Origin of the sequence: Mycolicibacterium holsaticum DSM 44478 = JCM 12374 (assembly GCF_019645835.1) — a bacterium.
In the GTDB taxonomy this organism is placed as follows: domain Bacteria; phylum Actinomycetota; class Actinomycetes; order Mycobacteriales; family Mycobacteriaceae; genus Mycobacterium; species Mycobacterium holsaticum.
Genome location: NZ_CP080998.1, coordinates 959,578 through 977,682, shown reverse-complemented (window position 1 = coordinate 977,682; position 18,105 = coordinate 959,578). Strand labels below are relative to the sequence as shown.

The 18,105-nt window shown below is 66.0% G+C and carries 18 protein-coding genes and 1 pseudogene; 5 read left to right on the top strand and 14 right to left on the bottom strand.

The genetic code is table 11. From position 1 onward, the window contains the following. Positions 1-35 precede the first annotated feature (35 nt). A complete protein-coding gene (locus tag K3U96_RS04860; RefSeq protein ID WP_220692247.1) occupies positions 36-602 on the top strand; it encodes a chorismate mutase in 567 nt (188 codons plus the stop codon). Here the strand turns inward: K3U96_RS04860 and K3U96_RS27105 are convergent. Both K3U96_RS27105 and K3U96_RS04850 read right to left on the bottom strand, forming a co-directional pair. Then, positions 595-1,488, bottom strand: coding sequence for an Fpg/Nei family DNA glycosylase (locus tag K3U96_RS27105; RefSeq protein ID WP_220692246.1), 894 nt, complete (start codon positions 1,486-1,488; stop codon positions 595-597). The genes K3U96_RS04860 and K3U96_RS27105 overlap by 8 nt on opposite strands. Positions 1,489-1,492: 4 nt before the next feature. Continuing rightward, positions 1,493-1,876, bottom strand: coding sequence for a phage holin family protein (locus K3U96_RS04850; RefSeq protein ID WP_069406073.1), 384 nt, complete (start codon positions 1,874-1,876; stop codon positions 1,493-1,495). 40 nt (positions 1,877-1,916) lie between these two features. Here K3U96_RS04850 and K3U96_RS04845 point away from each other — a divergent pair, with 40 nt between their 5' ends. Then, positions 1,917-2,399, top strand: coding sequence for a nucleoside deaminase (locus K3U96_RS04845; protein ID WP_220692245.1), 483 nt, complete (start codon positions 1,917-1,919; stop codon positions 2,397-2,399). Here the strand turns inward: K3U96_RS04845 and cobF are convergent. Beyond that, positions 2,396-3,148, bottom strand: a complete 753-nt coding sequence (cobF, locus tag K3U96_RS04840; protein WP_220692244.1) for a precorrin-6A synthase (deacetylating) — start codon at positions 3,146-3,148, stop codon at positions 2,396-2,398. The two genes, K3U96_RS04845 and cobF, sit on opposite strands and share 4 nt — an antisense overlap. A 15-nt stretch (positions 3,149-3,163) precedes the next feature. Further along, complete coding sequence (locus K3U96_RS04835; RefSeq protein WP_220692243.1) at positions 3,164-4,216, bottom strand: YihY/virulence factor BrkB family protein; 1,053 nt, start codon at positions 4,214-4,216, stop codon at positions 3,164-3,166. Positions 4,217-4,340: 124 nt separating this feature from the next. Between K3U96_RS04835 and K3U96_RS04830 the strand changes: the two are divergent. Beyond that, positions 4,341-5,524, top strand: a pseudogene (locus tag K3U96_RS04830) (diiron oxygenase). A gap of 4 nt (positions 5,525-5,528) precedes the next feature. Here the strand turns inward: K3U96_RS04830 and K3U96_RS04820 are convergent. After that, positions 5,529-5,801, bottom strand: a complete 273-nt coding sequence (locus K3U96_RS04820; protein ID WP_220692241.1) for a DUF4235 domain-containing protein — start codon at positions 5,799-5,801, stop codon at positions 5,529-5,531. Between the two features lie 65 nt (positions 5,802-5,866). Between K3U96_RS04820 and K3U96_RS04815 the strand changes: the two genes are divergently transcribed. Beyond that, on the top strand, positions 5,867-6,733 hold the full coding sequence (locus K3U96_RS04815) for an LLM class flavin-dependent oxidoreductase (protein WP_069404115.1): 867 nt from the start codon (positions 5,867-5,869) through the stop codon (positions 6,731-6,733). 3 nt (positions 6,734-6,736) lie between these two features. On the opposite strand, the gene K3U96_RS04810 is transcribed toward K3U96_RS04815, so the two are convergent. The 3 genes from K3U96_RS04810 to K3U96_RS04795 all read right to left on the bottom strand — a co-directional run bounded on the left by K3U96_RS04810 (position 6,737) and on the right by K3U96_RS04795 (position 10,966). Beyond that, entirely contained in the window at positions 6,737-7,705 is a 969-nt protein-coding gene (locus tag K3U96_RS04810) for a helix-turn-helix transcriptional regulator (protein ID WP_230982367.1), read from the bottom strand. Positions 7,706-7,901: 196 nt separating this feature from the next. Continuing rightward, positions 7,902-8,249: a heme-binding protein gene (locus tag K3U96_RS04805; protein WP_230982366.1), complete on the bottom strand. Its 348-nt coding sequence runs from the start codon at positions 8,247-8,249 to the stop codon at positions 7,902-7,904. 455 nt (positions 8,250-8,704) lie between these two features. Continuing rightward, positions 8,705-10,966, bottom strand: a complete 2,262-nt coding sequence (locus tag K3U96_RS04795; protein ID WP_220692240.1) for an ATP-dependent DNA ligase — start codon at positions 10,964-10,966, stop codon at positions 8,705-8,707. Positions 10,967-11,000: 34 nt separating this feature from the next. On the opposite strand from K3U96_RS04795, the gene K3U96_RS04790 reads away from it, so the two are divergent. Beyond that, positions 11,001-11,234: a hypothetical protein gene (locus K3U96_RS04790; protein WP_220692239.1), complete on the top strand. Its 234-nt coding sequence runs from the start codon at positions 11,001-11,003 to the stop codon at positions 11,232-11,234. A gap of 29 nt (positions 11,235-11,263) precedes the next feature. Here K3U96_RS04790 and K3U96_RS04785 read toward each other — a convergent pair whose 3' ends face one another. The 6 genes from K3U96_RS04785 to K3U96_RS04760 all read right to left on the bottom strand — a co-directional run bounded on the left by K3U96_RS04785 (position 11,264) and on the right by K3U96_RS04760 (position 18,089). Then, positions 11,264-12,703, bottom strand: coding sequence for an HNH endonuclease signature motif containing protein (locus K3U96_RS04785; RefSeq protein ID WP_220692238.1), 1,440 nt, complete (start codon positions 12,701-12,703; stop codon positions 11,264-11,266). A gap of 75 nt (positions 12,704-12,778) precedes the next feature. Next, positions 12,779-13,867, bottom strand: a complete 1,089-nt coding sequence (locus tag K3U96_RS04780; protein ID WP_220692237.1) for an ABC transporter ATP-binding protein — start codon at positions 13,865-13,867, stop codon at positions 12,779-12,781. 13 nt (positions 13,868-13,880) lie between these two features. Beyond that, positions 13,881-14,732: a carbohydrate ABC transporter permease gene (locus K3U96_RS04775; RefSeq protein WP_220692236.1), complete on the bottom strand. Its 852-nt coding sequence runs from the start codon at positions 14,730-14,732 to the stop codon at positions 13,881-13,883. Then, positions 14,729-15,691, bottom strand: coding sequence for a carbohydrate ABC transporter permease (locus K3U96_RS04770; protein WP_220692235.1), 963 nt, complete (start codon positions 15,689-15,691; stop codon positions 14,729-14,731). The genes K3U96_RS04775 and K3U96_RS04770 overlap by 4 nt, the downstream gene beginning before the upstream one ends. Further along, the gene (locus tag K3U96_RS04765) at positions 15,688-17,034 is read right to left on the bottom strand and encodes an ABC transporter substrate-binding protein (RefSeq protein WP_205870953.1); all 1,347 of its coding nucleotides are present in this window, start codon (positions 17,032-17,034) and stop codon (positions 15,688-15,690) included. The genes K3U96_RS04770 and K3U96_RS04765 overlap by 4 nt, the downstream gene beginning before the upstream one ends. Before the next feature lie 11 nt (positions 17,035-17,045). Continuing rightward, on the bottom strand, positions 17,046-18,089 hold the full coding sequence (locus K3U96_RS04760; RefSeq protein ID WP_220692234.1) for a sugar-binding transcriptional regulator: 1,044 nt from the start codon (positions 18,087-18,089) through the stop codon (positions 17,046-17,048). Positions 18,090-18,105: the final 16 nt, after the last annotated feature.

Genomic DNA, 18,105 nt, shown 5'->3' with positions numbered 1-18,105 from the left:
GACTAAGCCAGGATCATCGACGTCAAAATGGGCGGATGACTCTTGCGCGGGTGGCGGCGTTCCTGCTGGTGACGTTGGGTGTCTCGGTCTGCCAGGTGACGGCTTCCGCCGAACCCGTCAGCCCGCTGTACCGCCTGGTCGACTCCGCGGCGCAGCGGCTGGCCACCGCCGATCCGGTCGCGGCCGCCAAGTGGCTGCGCGGCGGGGCGATCACCGACCGGCAGCGCGCCGACGCCGTCCTGGACGCCGTCGCCGCGGACGCCACCGCGCGCGGAATCGACTCGGGCTACGTCCGAAGGATCTTCGCCGACCAGATCGACGCCACCGAAGGTGTCGAGTACATCCGGTTCGGCCAGTGGAAGTTCGACCCGGCTACCGCGCCCACCACCGCGCCAGATCTGTCCCAGTCACGTTCGCAGATCGACGGGTACAACAGGACTATGGTCGAAGAGATTGCGCAGCAATGGAACCGGCTGCACGGTCCAGACTGCACGGCCGTGCTGACGGATACGACAGCCGCCGTCGCACAGGCCCGTCAACTCGATCCGCTGTACCGCCAGGCGCTCTCGGCGGCCACCCGCAACTACTGTCCGGTCACTTGAGCAGCCGCGACAACCGCCGGTCGGCGAGCACTTTGCCGCCGGTCTGGCATGTCGGGCAGTACTGGAATGACTTGTCGGCGAACGACACTTCGCGCACGGTGTCCCCGCACACCGGACAGGGCAGCCCGGTGCGCGCGTGTACCCGCAGACCTGACCGCTTCTCCCCCTTCAGCGTCGCGGCCTGCTGACCGACCGAGCGTTCCACGGCGTCGCTGAGAATGCTGATCATCGCGTCGTGCAGCGCAGCGAGCTGCCCATCGGTCAGCTTGCCTGCGGTCGCGAACGGCGACAGCCTGGCGGCGTGCAGGATCTCGTCGCTGTAGGCGTTGCCGATGCCGGCGATCACCTTCTGGTCGGTGAGAACGGTTTTGAGCCGCCCGCTGTTGCCCTTCAAGACGTCGGCGAGTTCGTCGGGTCCCAGCGCCAGCGCGTCGGGCCCCAGCGTGGCGATGCCGGGCACCGTCGCCGGGTCGTCGACGAGCCAGACCGCAAGCCGCTTCTGGGTACCGGCCTCGGTGAGGTCGAAACCCGGAGCCGCCCCGGCGGCGACATTGGGGCTAGGTGCTTCACCGGGGGTCCCGAGGTGCACCCGCAGGGCGATGGGCCCCTTGCCGGGTTTCAGGGGTGCCGCGGCCAACTTGTCCGACCAGCGCAGCCACCCCGCTCTCGACAAGTGCGTGATCAGGTGCCAGTCGCCTGCCTGCAACCCCAGATACTTCCCCCACCGGTTGGCGCCGGTGACGGTTTGGCCGTGCAGCGCCGACGGCGGCGGGTCGAACGTCTTGAGCACCGACAACGCTGATACGTCGATGCGTCCGACGGTGAGGCCGACAGCGTGCCGGCGCAGGTGGTCGGCGAGCGCTTCGATCTCGGGGAGTTCGGGCATGTCTCTAGTCTGCCGTTCGCACCACCAACGACAACAGCCAACTGACCACAGAGAGCACGATCGCCGCCCAGATCGCCGTCCACCAGAAGTCGTCGATGTAGAGGCCCCAGTGGGTGGTGTTCTCGGTGATCCATGACGTGATCCACAACATCAGCGCGTTGATGACGATGTGGATCAAACCGAGCGTCAGGATGTAGAGCGGGATCGAGATGATCTGCACGATCGGCTTGATGACGGCGTTGACCAGACCGAAGACCACCGCGACGACGAAGATGATCCCGATTCTCTGCAACGTCGAATCCCCGCCGATGAATCCGATACCGGGAACGATGAGCGTGACAACCCACAACGCCAGCCCGGTCAGCGCAGCGCGCAACAGAAACGACATCGCATTAGCCTAAACCAGACGACGTGTGGAAGGGGCTGCCATGGATTTCGCACAACGGACCGTCGATCTGGCGCGCCGAAACGTCGAAGAGGGCGGCCGTCCGTTCGCCACCGTCATCGTCAAGGACGGCGAGGTCCTCGCCGAGAGCGCCAATCAGGTTGCCCAGACGCATGATCCGACCGCACACGCCGAGATCCTCGCGATCCGTCAGGCGTGCATGACGTTGGGCACCGAGCATCTCACCGGTACGACGATCTACGTCCTGGCCCATCCGTGCCCGATGTGCCTTGGCTCGTTGTACTACTGCTCGCCCGACGAAGTCGTCTTCCTGACGACCCGCGAGGCGTATGCGCCGTACTACGTCGACGACCGCAAATACTTTGAGCTCAGCACCTTTTACGAAGAGTTCGCCACGGACTGGGCACAACGCCGGCTGCCCATGCGCCATCAACCCCTGCAGGCAGCGGTCGACGTCTACCGCCGCTGGAACGAGCGCAACGGCGGTGAGCGCCGCGTCACCTAGGCGGGCCGCAACAGATAGGTATCCATGATCCAGCCGTGGCGGGCCCGCGCGTCGGCGCGCATCTGCGCGATCTGATCACCGACGTCGCCCACGGTGCCTGCGATCAGCAGCTCGTCGGGCGTGCCCAGGTAGGCGCCCCACCAGATCCGGGTGGCCGGCGGGCAGTCGCGAAAGGCGCAGTCCGCGTCGAGCATCACCACCGCGCTGCCCGACAGACCCTGCTGGCGCAGCTGGCGGCCGGTCGTGATCAGGACGGGCTCGCCGACGTCGTTGAGCGGGATGCGATGCCGCGCCGTCAGCGCCTGAATCGCGGTGATCCCGGGGATGACGTCGTAGGTGATATCGACCCCGCGCGCGACGGTCTGCAGGATCCGAAGGGTGCTGTCGTACAGCGACGGATCCCCCCACGCCAGGAACGCGCCGACGCCGTCTGCCCCGAGTTCGGTCTCGATGGCCGACGCCCACACCCGAGCCCGCGCGGTGTGCCAGTCGGCGACAGCCCGCCGGTAGGCCGGGCTGTCGGGGACCACCCGGTCCCGCGGCGGGTCGGCCAGCGTCACGAACCGGTAGCCCGGTTCGCGGATGAAACGGTCACAGATCTGCCGTCGCAGCGCCACCAAATCGTCTTTGGAGTCGCCCTTGTCCATCGCGAAGAACACCTCGGTGTCGTTGAGCGCGGCCACCGCCTGTGCCGTCACGTAGTCGGGGTCGCCCGCACCGATGCCGATGACGTGGATTCGACGGGTCACGCAGGAAGTATGCCTTCAGTGTCTACGGCCGCGCGAAAAGCGCAGCCGACGAGCTCGCTTGGTGTCCTTCTTCGCAGCGGCCTCGGACTTGCGCAGGTTACGGGTGTCTTTGGGCGGCAGCTGCAACTCCTGTTCGGCGGGCAGCCCGGCCTGCAGCTGGCGGCTGCGTTCCAGCTCGGCGTCCACTTCGGCGCCGAACAGCAGCGCCAGGTTGGTGATCCACAGCCACAGCAGGAACACGATGGCGCCGGCCAGTGTGCCGTATGTCCTGTTGTAGTTGCCGAAGTTCGCCACGTAGAGACCGAACAACAGGGAGGCGATCAACCAGACCACGATCGCGAGCGCCGCACCGCCGCTGATCCAGCGGAACTTCGGCTGCTCGACGTTGGGTGTCACGTAGTACAGGATGGCGACGGCGAGCACGACGAAGAGCAGGATCAGCGGCCACTTGGCGATGCTCCACACCGTCACCGCCGCGTCGCCAAGGCCGATGGCATCGCCGATCCACCGGGCCACCGGACCGCTGATCGCGAGCATCAACAGCACGGCGGCCGCCATCACCAGTCCGGCCAGCGTCAGCAGCAACTGCACCGGGCGCAGCTTCCACACCGGGCGCCCTTCGTCGACCTCGTAGATGCGGTTCATGGCGCGGCCGAACGCCCCCACATACCCCGAGGCCGACCACAGGGCGCCCACGATGCCCACCACCAGCGCCACGCCGGCCGTCGGCGAGTTGACCAGTTGCTCGACCGTCGGCCGCAGCGTGTCGAGCGCGGACGCCGGCGCCACATCGGCGGCGATGTCGAGCAGCGCGTCGACCGTGCGCCGACCCTGCCCGAACACCCCGAGCAGCGACACCATCACCACCAGCGCCGGAAAGATCGACAGCGTCGCGTAGTACGTCAGCGCCGCGGCCAGATCGGTGCACTGGTCCTGCTGGAACTCGCGAACCGCCTTGCGCATCGCATACCTCAGCGACGGCCGTGTGAGGTCGGTCGGAGAATCGGGCTTGCGGGGGTCGTCCGGGTCAAGAGACTCGGCTGCGTTGTCGTCGTCCTCGATTCGCATACCATCTCTTACCCGCGGCTTTCGATGCCAAACGTGGCGTTACCGCAAGTATGCGATACCGCGGGTATTGACTAGTGCATGCGGACTGCCTACCTTGAAGACACCTCATCGAAGGGAGGCACCGATGACCGGCTCGACCCTCAACCCGACGCGCGAGGAATTCTCCGAACGCCTGCTCAAAGGCTCGGTCAAGAAGTCCTACGCGCCGATCGTCGACATCGACTGGGACGCCCCACTGGACCCCGACAAATTCTTCCTACCTCCCAGGACCGTCTCGTTGTACGGAACACCGTTGTGGCAGAGCATGTCCCGCGAGCAACGCATCGAGCTGTCCCGCCAGGAGCTCGTCAATACGCTGTCGGCGGGCATCTGGTTCGAGAACATCCTCAACCAGGCCTTGCTGCGCAAGATGATGCACCAGGATCCCACCGCCCGCGCCACGCACTACGAACTGACCGAGCTCGGTGACGAGACCCGGCACATGATCATGTTCGGCAAGGCGATCGAGCGGGTCGGCGCAAAGCCGGTGCGGCCCAAGCGGTATCAACGCATCATCATCAACGCTTTACCCTTCGCCTTCCAGGGGTCGCTGCTCTGGGTGGCCGCGCTGATCGGCGAAGAGATCTTCGATTCGCTGCAACGCCAGATGATGGACGACCCCGAACTTCAACCGATGGTGCAGCGGCTCATGCGCATTCACGTCACCGAGGAGGCGCGGCACATCCAGTTCGCCCGCGACGGGCTGCGCAAGCGCACCCCGCGCATGCGCCGGATTCCTAAGTTCTTCGTGGCCAACATCAACGGGCTCGGCGGATACTTCTTTCGTCATCTGTTCACCAACCGCGTGCAGTATCGCCGGGTCGGGCTGGATGCCCGCGCGGCCCGACGCATGGCGCGCAACAGCCCGCACCGACGCGACACCCAGATCAGCGGCTTCGCCCCGCTGGCGGCCTTTCTCGACGAGGTCGGCCTGCTGGGGCCGCTCGCCCGCCGGATGTGGCGCCGCACCGGGTTCCTGCCCCGTTGAACCCCGTGTACGACGGCCCGGCGGCCATCCGCGTCGACGACGTAGACCATTCGGTGCGGGTCAGGCTGACCGGTCACCTCGATCCGATCGACGGCCGATACCACTGGCGCGGAATGGTTTTCGACTGGGCATCCGACATCGCGCTGCGGCTGCCGCAGCCGGTGTCGGTGTCGATCGGCGACCGCGTGTCGGAAGGCCACCTGACCGAGGTGACGCCGTGGGGCACCCATTGCGTCGCCGGGGTCGGCGCCCCGCCGTTTGCAATGGCCGCCGTCGACTGACCGGCTACTGCGGGCTCTCGTTGGCGATGGCGCGGTACCCGTGCGCGCCGGCGCGGTCCACCGCCGCGCGCACCAAACCGAACACCAGCCCGTGCAGCGCCGCGGCCGCGATCGCCTGACGGCCGGAGCGTTCGAGGTCCTTGGGGTCCGGCGGTTCGGTGTCCGACGGGCTGACCCGCTGCCAGATCTCGGTGAAGACCTTGCCCGCCAGCAGACCGCCGGCCACGCTGATGGCAAGTTGCAGCGGCATGTACACGGCCTTCGATACGACGCTCATGGCCCCAACGTTCCCATCGGGCCAAACCCTAAACCCGAAACTAGAACACGTTCTAGGATGGCGGGGTGCGCTTCACCTATGCCGAGGCAATGACGGATCCGACGTACTACCTTCCGCTGGCCAAAGCCGCTGACGCGGCGGGCTATCACGCGATGACGATCGCCGACAGCATCGCCTATCCGTTCGAGTCGGATTCCACGTATCCCTACACCCCCGATGGCAACCGAGAGTTCCTCGACGGCAAGGCGTTCATCGAGGCGTTCGTGCTCGCCGGGGCGCTGTGCGCGGTCACCACGACGCTGCGGTTCAACTTCTTCGTCCTCAAGCTGCCGATCCGCCCACCCGCGCTGGTGGCCAAGCAGGCCGGGTCACTGGCCGCGCTTTTCGACAACCGGCTGGGGCTCGGTGTCGGCACCAGCCCGTGGCCCGAGGACTACGAACTGATGGGGGTGCCGTTCGCCAAGCGCGGCAAGCGCATGGACGAGTGCATCGAAATCATCAAGGGCTTGACCACCGGTGAGTACTTCGAGTTCCACGGCGAGTTCTACGACATTCCCAAGACCAAGATGACGCCTGCGCCGACCAAGCCGATCCCCATCCTGGTCGGCGGGCACGCCGAGGCCGCGCTGCGGCGCGCGGCCCGCTGCGACGGGTGGATGCACGGTGGCGGCGATGCCGAGGAACTCGATCGGCTCATCAAGCGGCTCAACCAGCTTCGCGACGAACAGGGCCGCACCGGCCCCTTCGAAATCCATGTCATCTCGGCTGATGCCTTCACCCTGGACGGGATCAAACGCCTCGAGGACAAAGGGGTCACCGATGTGATCGTCGGCTTCCGCCTTCCCTACATCATGGGCCAGGACACCGAGCCGCTGGACACAAAGATCCGCCACCTGGAATCCTTCGCGGAGAAGGTCATCGCGAAGCTGTAGAGGTTAGCGCTCACGCCGGCCCGAGCGGCCACCTGCGACGCGAAGGTCGTCGCCGGCACGCGTTCGCTTAGTTCCTCGCAGCGTGAAGTGCGGGCTCTCTCCATACGTCTGGCGGTACAGCACCGCGAATCTGCCGGTGTGCGCGAAGCCCCAGCGGGCCGCGATCTCGGTGACCGTGTCGTACGTCCCGTCGGCGCCCAACAGTTCCTGACGGGCATAGTGCAGACGTAGCCTGCGCAGATACTGCAAGGGCGTGATTTCCAGGTGTCTGCGGAACATGTACTGCACTGCCCTGGGGGTGACATGCACGGCCTCCGCGACGTCGGCCAGCCCGATGTCCCTGGTGGCGTTGGCCTCCATGAAGTCCATGGCGCGACGGAGCAGCACCGGCTTGTGGTCGGTGTAGTCATGGCCCGAGGACTGGCCGGCCGCCGAGTTCGGGAACGTCGACAGGGTGACCGCGGCCAGCAACCGGCCGGCTTGACCGATCACGAGCGGTGTGGCGAGACGGTCGTCGGCCAGAACATTTTGTCTCACATAGTCGACGGTGTTCTTCCACAGCTGCGCGGCCGCCAAGTCCACCGGGGCGAAGCTGGAGAACCGGACGGGAAGGGGAGCATGGCTGCTTGGCAGGCCCGTCGCCACCCCGGCCACCACCGCCGGGTCCAGCAGCACCGTCGTGGTCGCAAGATCCTGCGATGTGGCGCGGTGCGGCAGGTCGGGCTGAGACGTCACCGCGATGTCTCCGGCCGAGGCCTCGCCGGTCAGACCGTCGCAGTCGGTGTCGAACCAGCCGCGGGTCGTCCACACCACCACAACTCTGTTGAGCGGATCCGGTGCGGCCGCCAAGTGGCCGTCCGAGACGACCTCGTCGATCGCGAAGGGCCCCACGGCGATTCGCGAGTGCGTCAGCAGCGGGCCCTCGCGCGGCCCATCCTGTCGGTGACGCAGCCGAAGGCGCGCTGCGTACACGCCCTGGAGGTATTCCTCGGCGTCCGCAGCGTCGGTTATCTCGACCCGACTTCGTTCCGGTCGGTGCACGTGACAAGAAGTAGTGCTGATGCGATCACCTCATTCTTCAAGGTGACGTACCCCGGGGCGTGTGTGCTCAACCCATGGTCACTCCGTCGTGATGATCTATTCAGTTTGCATGTGATCGGCGATGACCCTAGGACGCCATCGCATCGAACAGTCGGGCGATCTGTGCGGGTGCCACGTCGACATTGCACTGTTGGCGCAACGTGCGCAGTGGCGCCGCGATCGCCTGCAGATCGGCCCACTCCTGCGGATGGGCCACGAAGTAGGCGCGTATCGCGTTCTCGCCTTCACCGGGTGGCATCGCGCCGGCGTTGGTGACGACGTCGTTTGCCCCGGAGTGGCTCGCCAGGTAGTCGCCTGTCGCGGTGGACACCGTGCCGAGCGCGGTGCTCAGCCCGGCCGCGGTGCATTGCGGTTGCGCGGCCGCCGTCGGTAGCGCGATGGTGGTCGCGGCCAGCCCGCCGACCACGCTTGACATGAGCAGACCGAGGGCTGCGTTTTTTCCGCTGATGTTGTGCATAGTCATCCCTTGCGTGGCGTTACGTTCCCGACAGGGTCCTTTACCCTCAGCTCAGGGAGTTGACACTTATCGCGGCCGTGCTGTCACGAGACCCGCACCCCGATCTTGAAGATGAGCGTGATCAGCGCGCCGAAAGCGCCCCGTGCGCCGATGTAGAGCCGTTTGGCGTCGTATCCGGCGACGTCCTTCATGGTCTCAGCGCCGAAGCGGGCCGGGTCTGCCCATCGACGACGGTGACGTCGGCCCCGAGCAGGGCGTGCCTGATGTGGTCGCGTTCGGCGCCGGTGGCGGCGTCGGCGCCGACGACCAGGCTGAGGTTGCCGAGGTTGACCGCGATGTCGGTGTTGTCGCCTGCGGTGATAGGGGCGTCCGGCTCGGGTTTCAGACTGCCTGCGAGCGCGGCGAATGACCCATCACTCCCAGCCGACCTCGTCGGGTTCCTTGTCGGGCCGCAGCCCGCGCCAACTAGGCTGGCGCAGACGGTTATCCGACGTTCGTTCGCTGTAGCGCACCTCGCCGACCAGTTCGGGACGCACGAACGTGACGCCCTTGGCATCCTGGCGGGGAAGCCGGTCGTTGAACGGGCTCTCGTCGGTCTCCAATGGCTTCAGCGTCTTCTTCAGTTCGGTGAGCGCCTTGTCGGTGAAGCCTGTTCCGACGCGGCCGACAAACTTCAGACCACCTTTGGCGGGAATCCCGAGCATCAGCGAACCGATCCCGCTCGAGCGCCCGCCCTCCCCCTGACGCCATCCGCCGATCACGACTTCCTGTGTGTTCCAGAGTTTGTCCTTGATCCACGACGAGGACCGCCTGCCCGGCTGGTACGTCGAGTCGCGTTTCTTCGCGACCACCCCCTCCCACCGCTTCTTGCGGGCCTGTTCCAGCGCCTCGGGGCCGTCACCGGGCAACGTATCCGGAACGATCAGCCCGCCGCCCTCGGCCAGGGCTTCGAGTATCTTGCGGCGGTCGGAGTACTTGGCGCGCAACAGCGACCGTCCGTCGAGATGCAGGATGTCGAACGCCCAGAACTCCACCCGGGTGGAACGCGCCCGGTTCTGCATCTCAGAGAAGCTCGGCACCCCGGACTCGTCGAGCGCGACCGCCTCACCGTCGAGGATCACATGGTGCTCGGCGAGATCGGCTGCTAGCGACTCGAATTGGGGGAACTCGCCGGTGACGTCGCGGCCGCGCCGAGACCGCACGGTGAGGCGGCCCTGGTCGGCGTCGACGATCACGCGGTAGCCGTCCCACTTGCCCTCGAACGCCCACTGGCCGGCCTTGAGCCGTGCGACCGACCCCTCCTTGGACAGCATCGGCGCGAGATCGCCTGCGTGCGGGTGCTTCTGCTCCTTCATCCGGTGCGCGAGCCAGTTCTTGCCGTCGGTCTGGATCAGCGCGTAGCGACCGTCGATTTTGTCGCCCCGCAGGTTGATGATGACCTCACCGCCGTCTTTCGCACTGTCGGGAGGCACATCGTTGAACTTCTCGGCCTCATAGGTACCGCTGTCCCAGATGATCATCTTGCCGCCGCCGTACTCGCCCTTGGGGATTTCACCGTGGAAGGTCAGGTATTCCAGCGGGTGGTCCTCGGTGTGCACCGCCAGATGGTTGACCGACGGGGTGTCCGGCAGGTTCTTGGGCACCGCCCAGCTCACCAGCACGCCGTCGCGTTCCAGACGCAGGTCGTAGTGCAACCGGCGGGCGTGGTGTTCCTGGATGACGAACTTGTCGTTGTTTCCCGTCTTCGGCGGCGTCTTGGGTACCGGCTCCGGGGTTTTCGACGGGTCGCGCATGCTGCGGTAAGTGGTCAGCCGGTCCGCGATGGGCACCGCGACGTCGAGTTCTTCGAGCAGGTCGCCCATCTCTTCGGCGCGGGCCAGCACCTCCTCGAAGGTGAGGTGGCGCAGCTTGGGGTCTTCGATCTCGTCCCAGGTGCGCGGGGCGGCGACGGTCGGCTGCTCGCGTCCGCGAAGCGAATACGGCGCGATCGTCGTCTTGGACGCGTTGTTCTGGCTCCAGTCCAGGAACACCTTTCCGGTGCGCAGGCTCTTGGTCATCGTCGCGGTGACCAGCTTTGGCATCATGGTTTCCAGTTGCTGCGCAACGCGTTTGGCCAACACGACCGCACCCTGCGAGCTGACCGGTTCCTGCAGCGGCGCGTACAGATGCAGCCCCTTGCTGCCGCTGGTGAGCGGATAGGTCATCAACCCGATGTCGCTCATCAAATCCCGTACCGCCGAGGCCACCTGGCACAGCTGCTTCATCGTGACGCCCTCGCCGGGGTCCAGGTCGAAAACGATCCGGGTCGCCGGCCCCGGCTTGCTGGCCACGAACCGCCACTGCGGGACGTGCACCTCCAACGAGGCCTGCTGCGCCAACCACGCGACACCCTCGACGGTGTCGATAACCGGATACGTGGTGGTGCCGGACTTGTGCACGATCGTGCCGCGTTCCAGCCACTCCGGAGCCGACGACGCGAGTTGCTTTTCGAAGAACGACGACTCGCGGACACCGTTGGGCCAGCGCTTGCGGGTGACGGGCCGTCCGGCGATGTGCGGGATCATCACCTCGGCGATGCGCAGGTAGTAGTCGAACACCTCCGCTTTGGTCGTACCCGTCGCGGGGTACAGCACCTTGTCAGGGTTGGTGAGCTTCACCCGACCGAAACGATCCACAGTAGGAACGTATACCCGCTGCTACCGTGGACCAGTGCCGAGAATCCTGGCAGCGTGCCTGATCGCGGCGGCCGCGCTGATCGGCGCCCCGCATGCGGCCGCGGATCCGCAGGATTTGGTGCCCTACTGTTCGGGTGACCAGACGCCGATCGACAGCAACTGCAGGCCCATGGCGCACCAGACCGTCACCCATGAGGGCACCGGCCTGGACCCGGATTTGCCCAGCGGTCTGGACCCGGCCAACCCGGCAGTCGTCGGCGCCGATTAATTCGCGACGTCGACGGATCGCGACAGTTGTCACGCCGCGTCGGGTTCCGGGCCTGCTCGACTTTCGTTGTTGCCGTTCGGGTTCCGTTTATCGACGACTTCTTCGGGTTCGTCGTCGGGTAGTCGGTGGAGACGCTCGGGACGATGGTAGTCGTTGACGCGGGCTTGCCCGGTGTCCAGGTGTGGGGGCGGGAGCCACTCGACGTCGTTGTCTTCGTTGATCCGTGTTTGCCAGCCGCCGGGGCCGACCATGCGGTTGTCGGGCCCACACGCCAAACCGAGTTCGTCGACGTTAGTTTGTCCGTCGTCAGCCCAGTCGCGAGCCGCGTGATGGACTTGGCTGCCGTAGGCGGGCACGGTGCAGCCCGGCTTGGTGCAGCCGCCGTCACGGGCGATGAGCATGATCCGCTGGGCCGGCGAAGCCACGCGCCGAGCGCGAAACAGGTCCAGCGCCGAGCCGGTGGCCTTGTCGAACACCGCCAGGTAGTGGTTGGCGTGTGCAGCCAACCGAATCACGTCGCTGATGGGAACGACGGTCCCTCCACCGGTGACGCCGACTCCAGCCCGGCTCTCCAAATCCTGCAGTGTGGTGCGGATGATGATCGAGGTCGGTATCCCGTTGTGCTGGCCAAGCTCACCGCTTTCCAACACGCTGCGCCCGACCGCGACCAGCGCGTCGTGCTGGCGCTGCGCCAGACTGCGGTGGTCGTTATCGATCTGGGCCTGTGACGGCGTACCCGAAACGCAGGGATTGTCGTCGGCGGGATTGCACATCCCCGGCGCGGCCCACTTGGCGAAGATCGCCTCGTATATCGCCCAGGCTTCCGGAGTCAGGTTGGCCCGCAGCGGGGTCATCTTGTCCGATCCCTGGGGTCCCTTCGACACGCCGCGACGCCGAGCACGTTCACGCTCGTCGGGTTCGGGACCATCCTGGTCAAGAAGGAACAGGATGCGCTCGGCGTGGTCCTTCAATTCCTTGGGACCCACACCGATCGCGGTGCGGACCAGATCGATTTCGATCTGCGCGCGGGTCAGGGAGTCCACCGCGGGCGGGATGCGGTCCATCGCCTCGCGCACGACCTTGACATGCTCGCGATTGACCGCCCCGTGCGCTTGGGCAACCGCGGTGCAGGGCAATAGGGCATCGAGCGGTTCACCGGTCAGGGTGCGACGCGGGCCCAACAATGCTGCCTCGTCGAGTCGGCGGCCGGCCTCACTGGTCGAAATGCGCCACCGGATCGCCAGCACGTCACGCCAGGACTTCGCACCCATTTCCTTCGCGGTGGTCTCGGCTTGCAAACGCGCCAACATCCGATGGCTCTGAGCCGGCAGCTGGCAGGCGAGGGCTTCGAGGTCGTCGAGCGCCGCCATCAACTCCGGCGCACTGAGCGCGTCGATCGACAACGCGGCCAACTCGTCATAGGCCGCACGAAGCGAGGCAACCGTGGCCTGTACCGCTTCCGCACCCATGACTCGAACATACGTTCGAATTCTAAGGAAGTCGCGACGAATTTCTAAGATTTCTCTTATATTCCGTTGTCGGCCCTAGCCGATGCGTTCACCCGTCTTCGGGTGGAACAGGTGCACGCCGGCGTCCGAGCGCTTGCGTAACCGCACGGTGTCGGCCAGCTTCGGTGCGGTACGCGGCGACGAGCGGGCCACCAACTCCACACCGGAGCCGGAGCTGGCATGGGTGTACACGTATGCCTCGCTGCCGAGGTCCTCGACCAGGTCGACGACGACCTCCACGCCGCCGCTGTCGGCGATCTCGAGCTGCTCGGGCCGGATACCGATGGTGACTTCGGTCAGGCCGGCGTCGGCCAGCCGCGTCAGCTGGTCGCGCTCGAGCTCCAAAGTCGAATCCTCGCCGACCCGTACTCCGCCGGACGTGATCGGCAGCGTCACGAGGTTCATCGCCGGTGAGCCGATGAACCCGGCCACGAACGCGTTGGCGGGGTTGTCGTACAACTCGTTGGGTGAGGCGAACTGCTGCAGCTTGCCGTCGCGCAGCACGGCCACCCGGTCACCCATCGTCATCGCCTCCACCTGGTCGTGGGTGACGTACACCGTGGTGGTACCCAGCCTGCGCTGCAGCGCGGCGATCTGGGTGCGGGTCTGCACCCGCAGCTTGGCGTCGAGGTTGGACAACGGCTCGTCCATGCAGAACACCTGGGGCTCACGCACGATGGCCCGGCCCATCGCCACGCGTTGGCGCTGACCGCCGGACAGCTTGGCCGGTTTGCGGTCCAAGAACTCCACCAGGTCAAGCACTTTGGCGGCTTCCTCGACCTTGCGGCGACGCTCGGCGGAGGACACCCCGCGCAGCTTCAACGCGAAACCCATGTTCTCCGCGACGGTCTTGTTCGGGTACAGCGCATAGTTCTGGAACACCATCGCGATGTCGCGGTCCTTGGACGGCACGCCGACCATGTCACGCCCACCGATCTCGATGCTGCCCTCGTCGATGTCCTCGAGGCCGGCGAGCATCCGCAGCGCGGTGCTCTTGCCCGAACCCGACGGCCCGACCAGCACGACGAACTCGCCGTCGGTGATGTCGAGGTTCAACGAGTCGACGGCGAGCTTGTCGGAGCCCTCGTAGATGCAGGAGGCGTTGCGATACGTGATTGTCGCCATGGGATGTGCCTTTCTATTTGATGGCGCCGAAGGAGAGCCCACGAACCAGCTTGTTCTGCGCGATCCAGCCCGCGAGAACTACCGGCAGCGCGGCCATCGTCGCCGCCGCGCACAGCTTGGCCCAGTACAGGCCCTGACCCGCGATGAACCCGACCATGAACACCGGCATGGTCTGCGCCTGCACGGCCGTCAGGTTCACCGCGAAGAAGAACTCGTTCCACGCAAAGATCACGCAGATCAACGCCGTTGCCGCGATGCCAGGCGACACCAGCGGCAGGATCACCTCGCGCACCGAACGCCATGTGCTGGCGCCGTCGAGGCTGGCCGCTTCCAGTAGCTCGCCGGGAACCTCGAGGAAGAACGACCGCATCATCCACACCGCGATCGGCAAATTCATCGCTGTGTACAACACGATCAACGCCCAGATGTTGTCCAGCAGACCGATATTCGACACGATCACATACAGCGGGATGATCACCGCCACGACCGGAAGCATCTTGGTGCTGATGAAGAAGAACAACACATCCTGGGTCTTGCGCACCGGCCGCAGCGACAACGCGAACGCGGCGGGCACCCCCAGCAGCAGCACCAGGACGGTGGACACCCCGGTGGCGAACGCGGAATTCAGCAGAGCCGTGCCCACCCCCTGGTCGAACACCGCCTTGAACTGGTCCAGCGTCGGTACGAAGAAGACCTTCGGTGTCGTGGTGTAGGCGTCGACCTCTTGTTTGAACGCGGTCAGCACCATCCAGAACACCGGGAAGAAGAAGCCCAGCCCGACGATCCAGGCCACCGCGCCCCACGGTTGGAACCTGCGGCGCTTGACTTTCGGCTTGACCGGGGTACGTGTCTCGGTAGTGCTCATCGTGCTGCCTCTTCCTTACCGGTGAACGTCTTGAAGATCATTCGCAGCGCGAAGCTGGCGATCACGATGGTGAACACCACGACGACGACGCCCATCGCTGCGGCCTGGCCGATGTCGAATCCGAGGAACGCGCGTTCGTAGATGTAGAACGGCAGGTTCGCGCTCGCCGTGCCCGGACCGCCCTGCGTCATCATGTAGATCTGGTCGAAGGTGTTGACCAAGTAGATCGCGCCGAGCACCGCACCGAGTTCGATGAACCGACGTAGGTGTGGAAGCGTCAGCTCTCGGAACAGTTGAAACGAACCCGCACCGTCGACCCGGCCGGCCTCCAGGATGTCGCGCGGCATCGACTGAAGCCCGGCGAGGATCAGCAGCATCATGAACGGCGTCCACTGCCAGACCAGCGCGAGGATCACCGAACTCAGCGGGAACCTGCTGACCCAGTCGACGCCCTCGACGCCGAACGGAGACAGCAGCCAGTTCACGATGCCGAACACCGGGTCGAGCATCGCGGTCTTCCACATCAGCGCTCCGGCAACGGGTGTCACGAGGAACGGGGTGATCAACAGGGTCCGCACCACCCCGCGGCCCAGGAACGCCCGGTCCAGCAGCAGCGCCAGCACCAACCCCAGCACCACCGAGATCAGCACCGTGGCCACGATGATCACCACCGTGTTGACCGCCGCTTGCCAGAAGACACTGTCCTGCACCACATCCACGTAGTTCTGCAGCCCGACGAACTTACGCGAGCCCGGCCGCACCAGGTTCCACGACAGCGTGGAGTAGTACAGCGTGAACAGGAACGGGATCTGCGTGACGACGATCGTGAAGATCAGCGCAGGCAGCAGCGGCCCGCGCCTGCGCCAGCCTTCCGCCCGGCTCACCCCGGGGTCCTGCTTCTTCTTGATGCGCGCGCCCTGCCCGGAATCGGTGTGCGGCTCCCGCTCAAGCGTTGTCATGACTTCTCCTGATAGGTGCGGCCGACGACCTCGGCATAATCCTGGGATTGTTTGAGCGCTTCCTCGACCGACTTCTGGCCGGCGATGGCGGCGCTGATCTGCTGGCTGACCCTGGTGCCCAGATCCTGGAACTCCGGGATCGCGAGGAACTGAATTCCGGTGTAGGGCACCGGTTGCACGGTCGGTTTGCGCGGGTTGGCGCTCTCGATCGATTCGAGCGTCACCGCACCGAAGGCCGCCGACACCTCCTGGTATTGCGGGATCTGATAGGTCGACAGCCGATTACCGGGTGGCACCCGGGCCCAGCCGAGTTCCTCACCGACGAGCTTGATGTAGTTCTTGTCGGTCATCCACGCGATGAACTTCCATGCGTCGTCCTTCTTGTCACTGGAGGTGGGGATGCCCAGCGACCAGGCGTACAACCAGCCCGGGTTGGGTTTCTCCACCATCGGCGCCAAGGCGTAGCCGACCTTGCCCACCACGTTGGACTCCTTGGGATCTTCGAGCACCGACACCGCAGACGTGGCGTCGTACCACATGGCGGCCCGCCCCTGCGCGAACTGCGTTGCGCACTCACCGAACCCGCTTGTCGCCGCACCCGGCTCACCGTGTTCGCGCACCAGGTCGACGTAGAACTTCACGGCCTCGGTGGCCTCGGGGCTGTCGAGCGCAGCGTTCCATTCCATGTCGTACCAGCGTCCGCCGAACGTGTTGATCACCGTGTCCAGCGGTGCGAGCACCTCGCCCCAGCCGGGCTTGCCGCGCAGGCAGATGCCGACCATGTCGGGACCGTCGAGTTTGGCCGCGGCATCGGCGACCTGCTGCCAGGTCGGGTTGTGCGGCATCTCGATACCGGCCTGTTCGAACAGGTCCTTGCGGTACATCAGAAACGACGACTCACCGTAGAACGGCACCGAGTACATGTCGCCCTCATAGGACAGCGACTCGCGCAGCGACGGGATGAAGTCGTCCTGGTCGTATCCGGGGGTGTTGGCGATGTAGTCGGAAAGGTTGGTCAGCCAGCCGTTTTCGGCCCACTGCGGGGTCTCGTAGTTGCTGATCATCACGACGTCGAACTCACCGCCGCCCATCGCGGTCGACGCGGTGATCTTGGCCCGGGCCTGGTTCTCCGACAGTGTGACGAACCGCAACTGGATGTCGGGGTTGGCCTCCTCGAAGTGCCGGGCCAGCGACCGCGCATCGGTCATCTGTGAGTTGGAGACCATCGCGATGGTGACCGTGCGGTCGGTCGCGCCGAGCGTTCCCGCACCCGCACAACCGGCCGTCAGCGTCAGGGCCGCCGCGGCCGCACATGCCGCCCATCTGCGTAACGCCTTCACCATTTCTTCACCTTTCACTGTGCCAATAGCCAACGAGCACAATCGATGTCACAAACCAGCAGCCTGGCCAACGTCCCGCGCAACGCGCCGAGGGTGGCGTGGTACTTCGTGACGCCACTGGAGATCAGGATCGTCTTCTGGCAACCGCGGACGTCCGGCAGCGGAACCGACACCGCGCGATGCTGCAACTCGGTGTCGACCGGCACCCCGTCCGCGTCGAAGAACCGTCCGCCGATCTCACCGACCGCACCGAGGGAGACGAGTTCGTCGAGCATGCCGGTGTCGAGGAAACTGCCTTCGAACAGCGTGGTGGACGTGGACACCGCGCCCACCCCGAACAGCATCAGGTCGGCGCGCCTGCCGGCGTCCAACGTGCGCGAGATGAGCGAGTCGCTGCGCATGGACGCCACCGTCGACGGATCGGCGTACAGCGGCGCGGGAAGCCGGATCGCGGTAGCGTGCAACGCATCCGAAAACCGGCTGAGGATGAACTCGGTGCCGGTCTGGTAGGCCGCCGTCGACGTCGCACCGTTCAGCTGCACCACCGCACGGCATTTCGCCGCCCCGGGTGTCAGCGCGGTCGCCACCGCGACCTGCTCAGGTCCCCAGGTGAACCCGAGCACGTCGTCGGGTGCGAGTCGGCGCGCCAGAAGGGCCGCCGCGGCCCGGCCCACGCTGGCGAAGGCCGTATGCCTGCCGGGAGCGCCGACGTCGACCCCGTGGCCGGTGACAACCGCTTCGGTGAGACCGAAGCGCTGCTCGAGTTCGCGTTCCTCCTCGGCGTGCAGGTCGTCGCGCATGCCCGCGGGGACGGCCACCTCGATGCGCACCAGGCCGTGCGCTTTGGCCCGGGCGATCAGGCGTCCCGCCGTCGGCCGCGACACCCCGAGCCGTGCGGCGATCTCGGCCTGCGTCAACCCGTCGAGGTAGTACAGCGTCGCGGCGCGCAGCGCGAGCCGCAGGTCCTCGGCGCTCGCCGTGCGGTTCGGCGCGGGCGCCGCCTCGGCGACCTCGCCGTTCGACGTCGATGCGGCCACAGACCCTCCCTCGGTGAGCATCTGCTCAGGGGTGCGT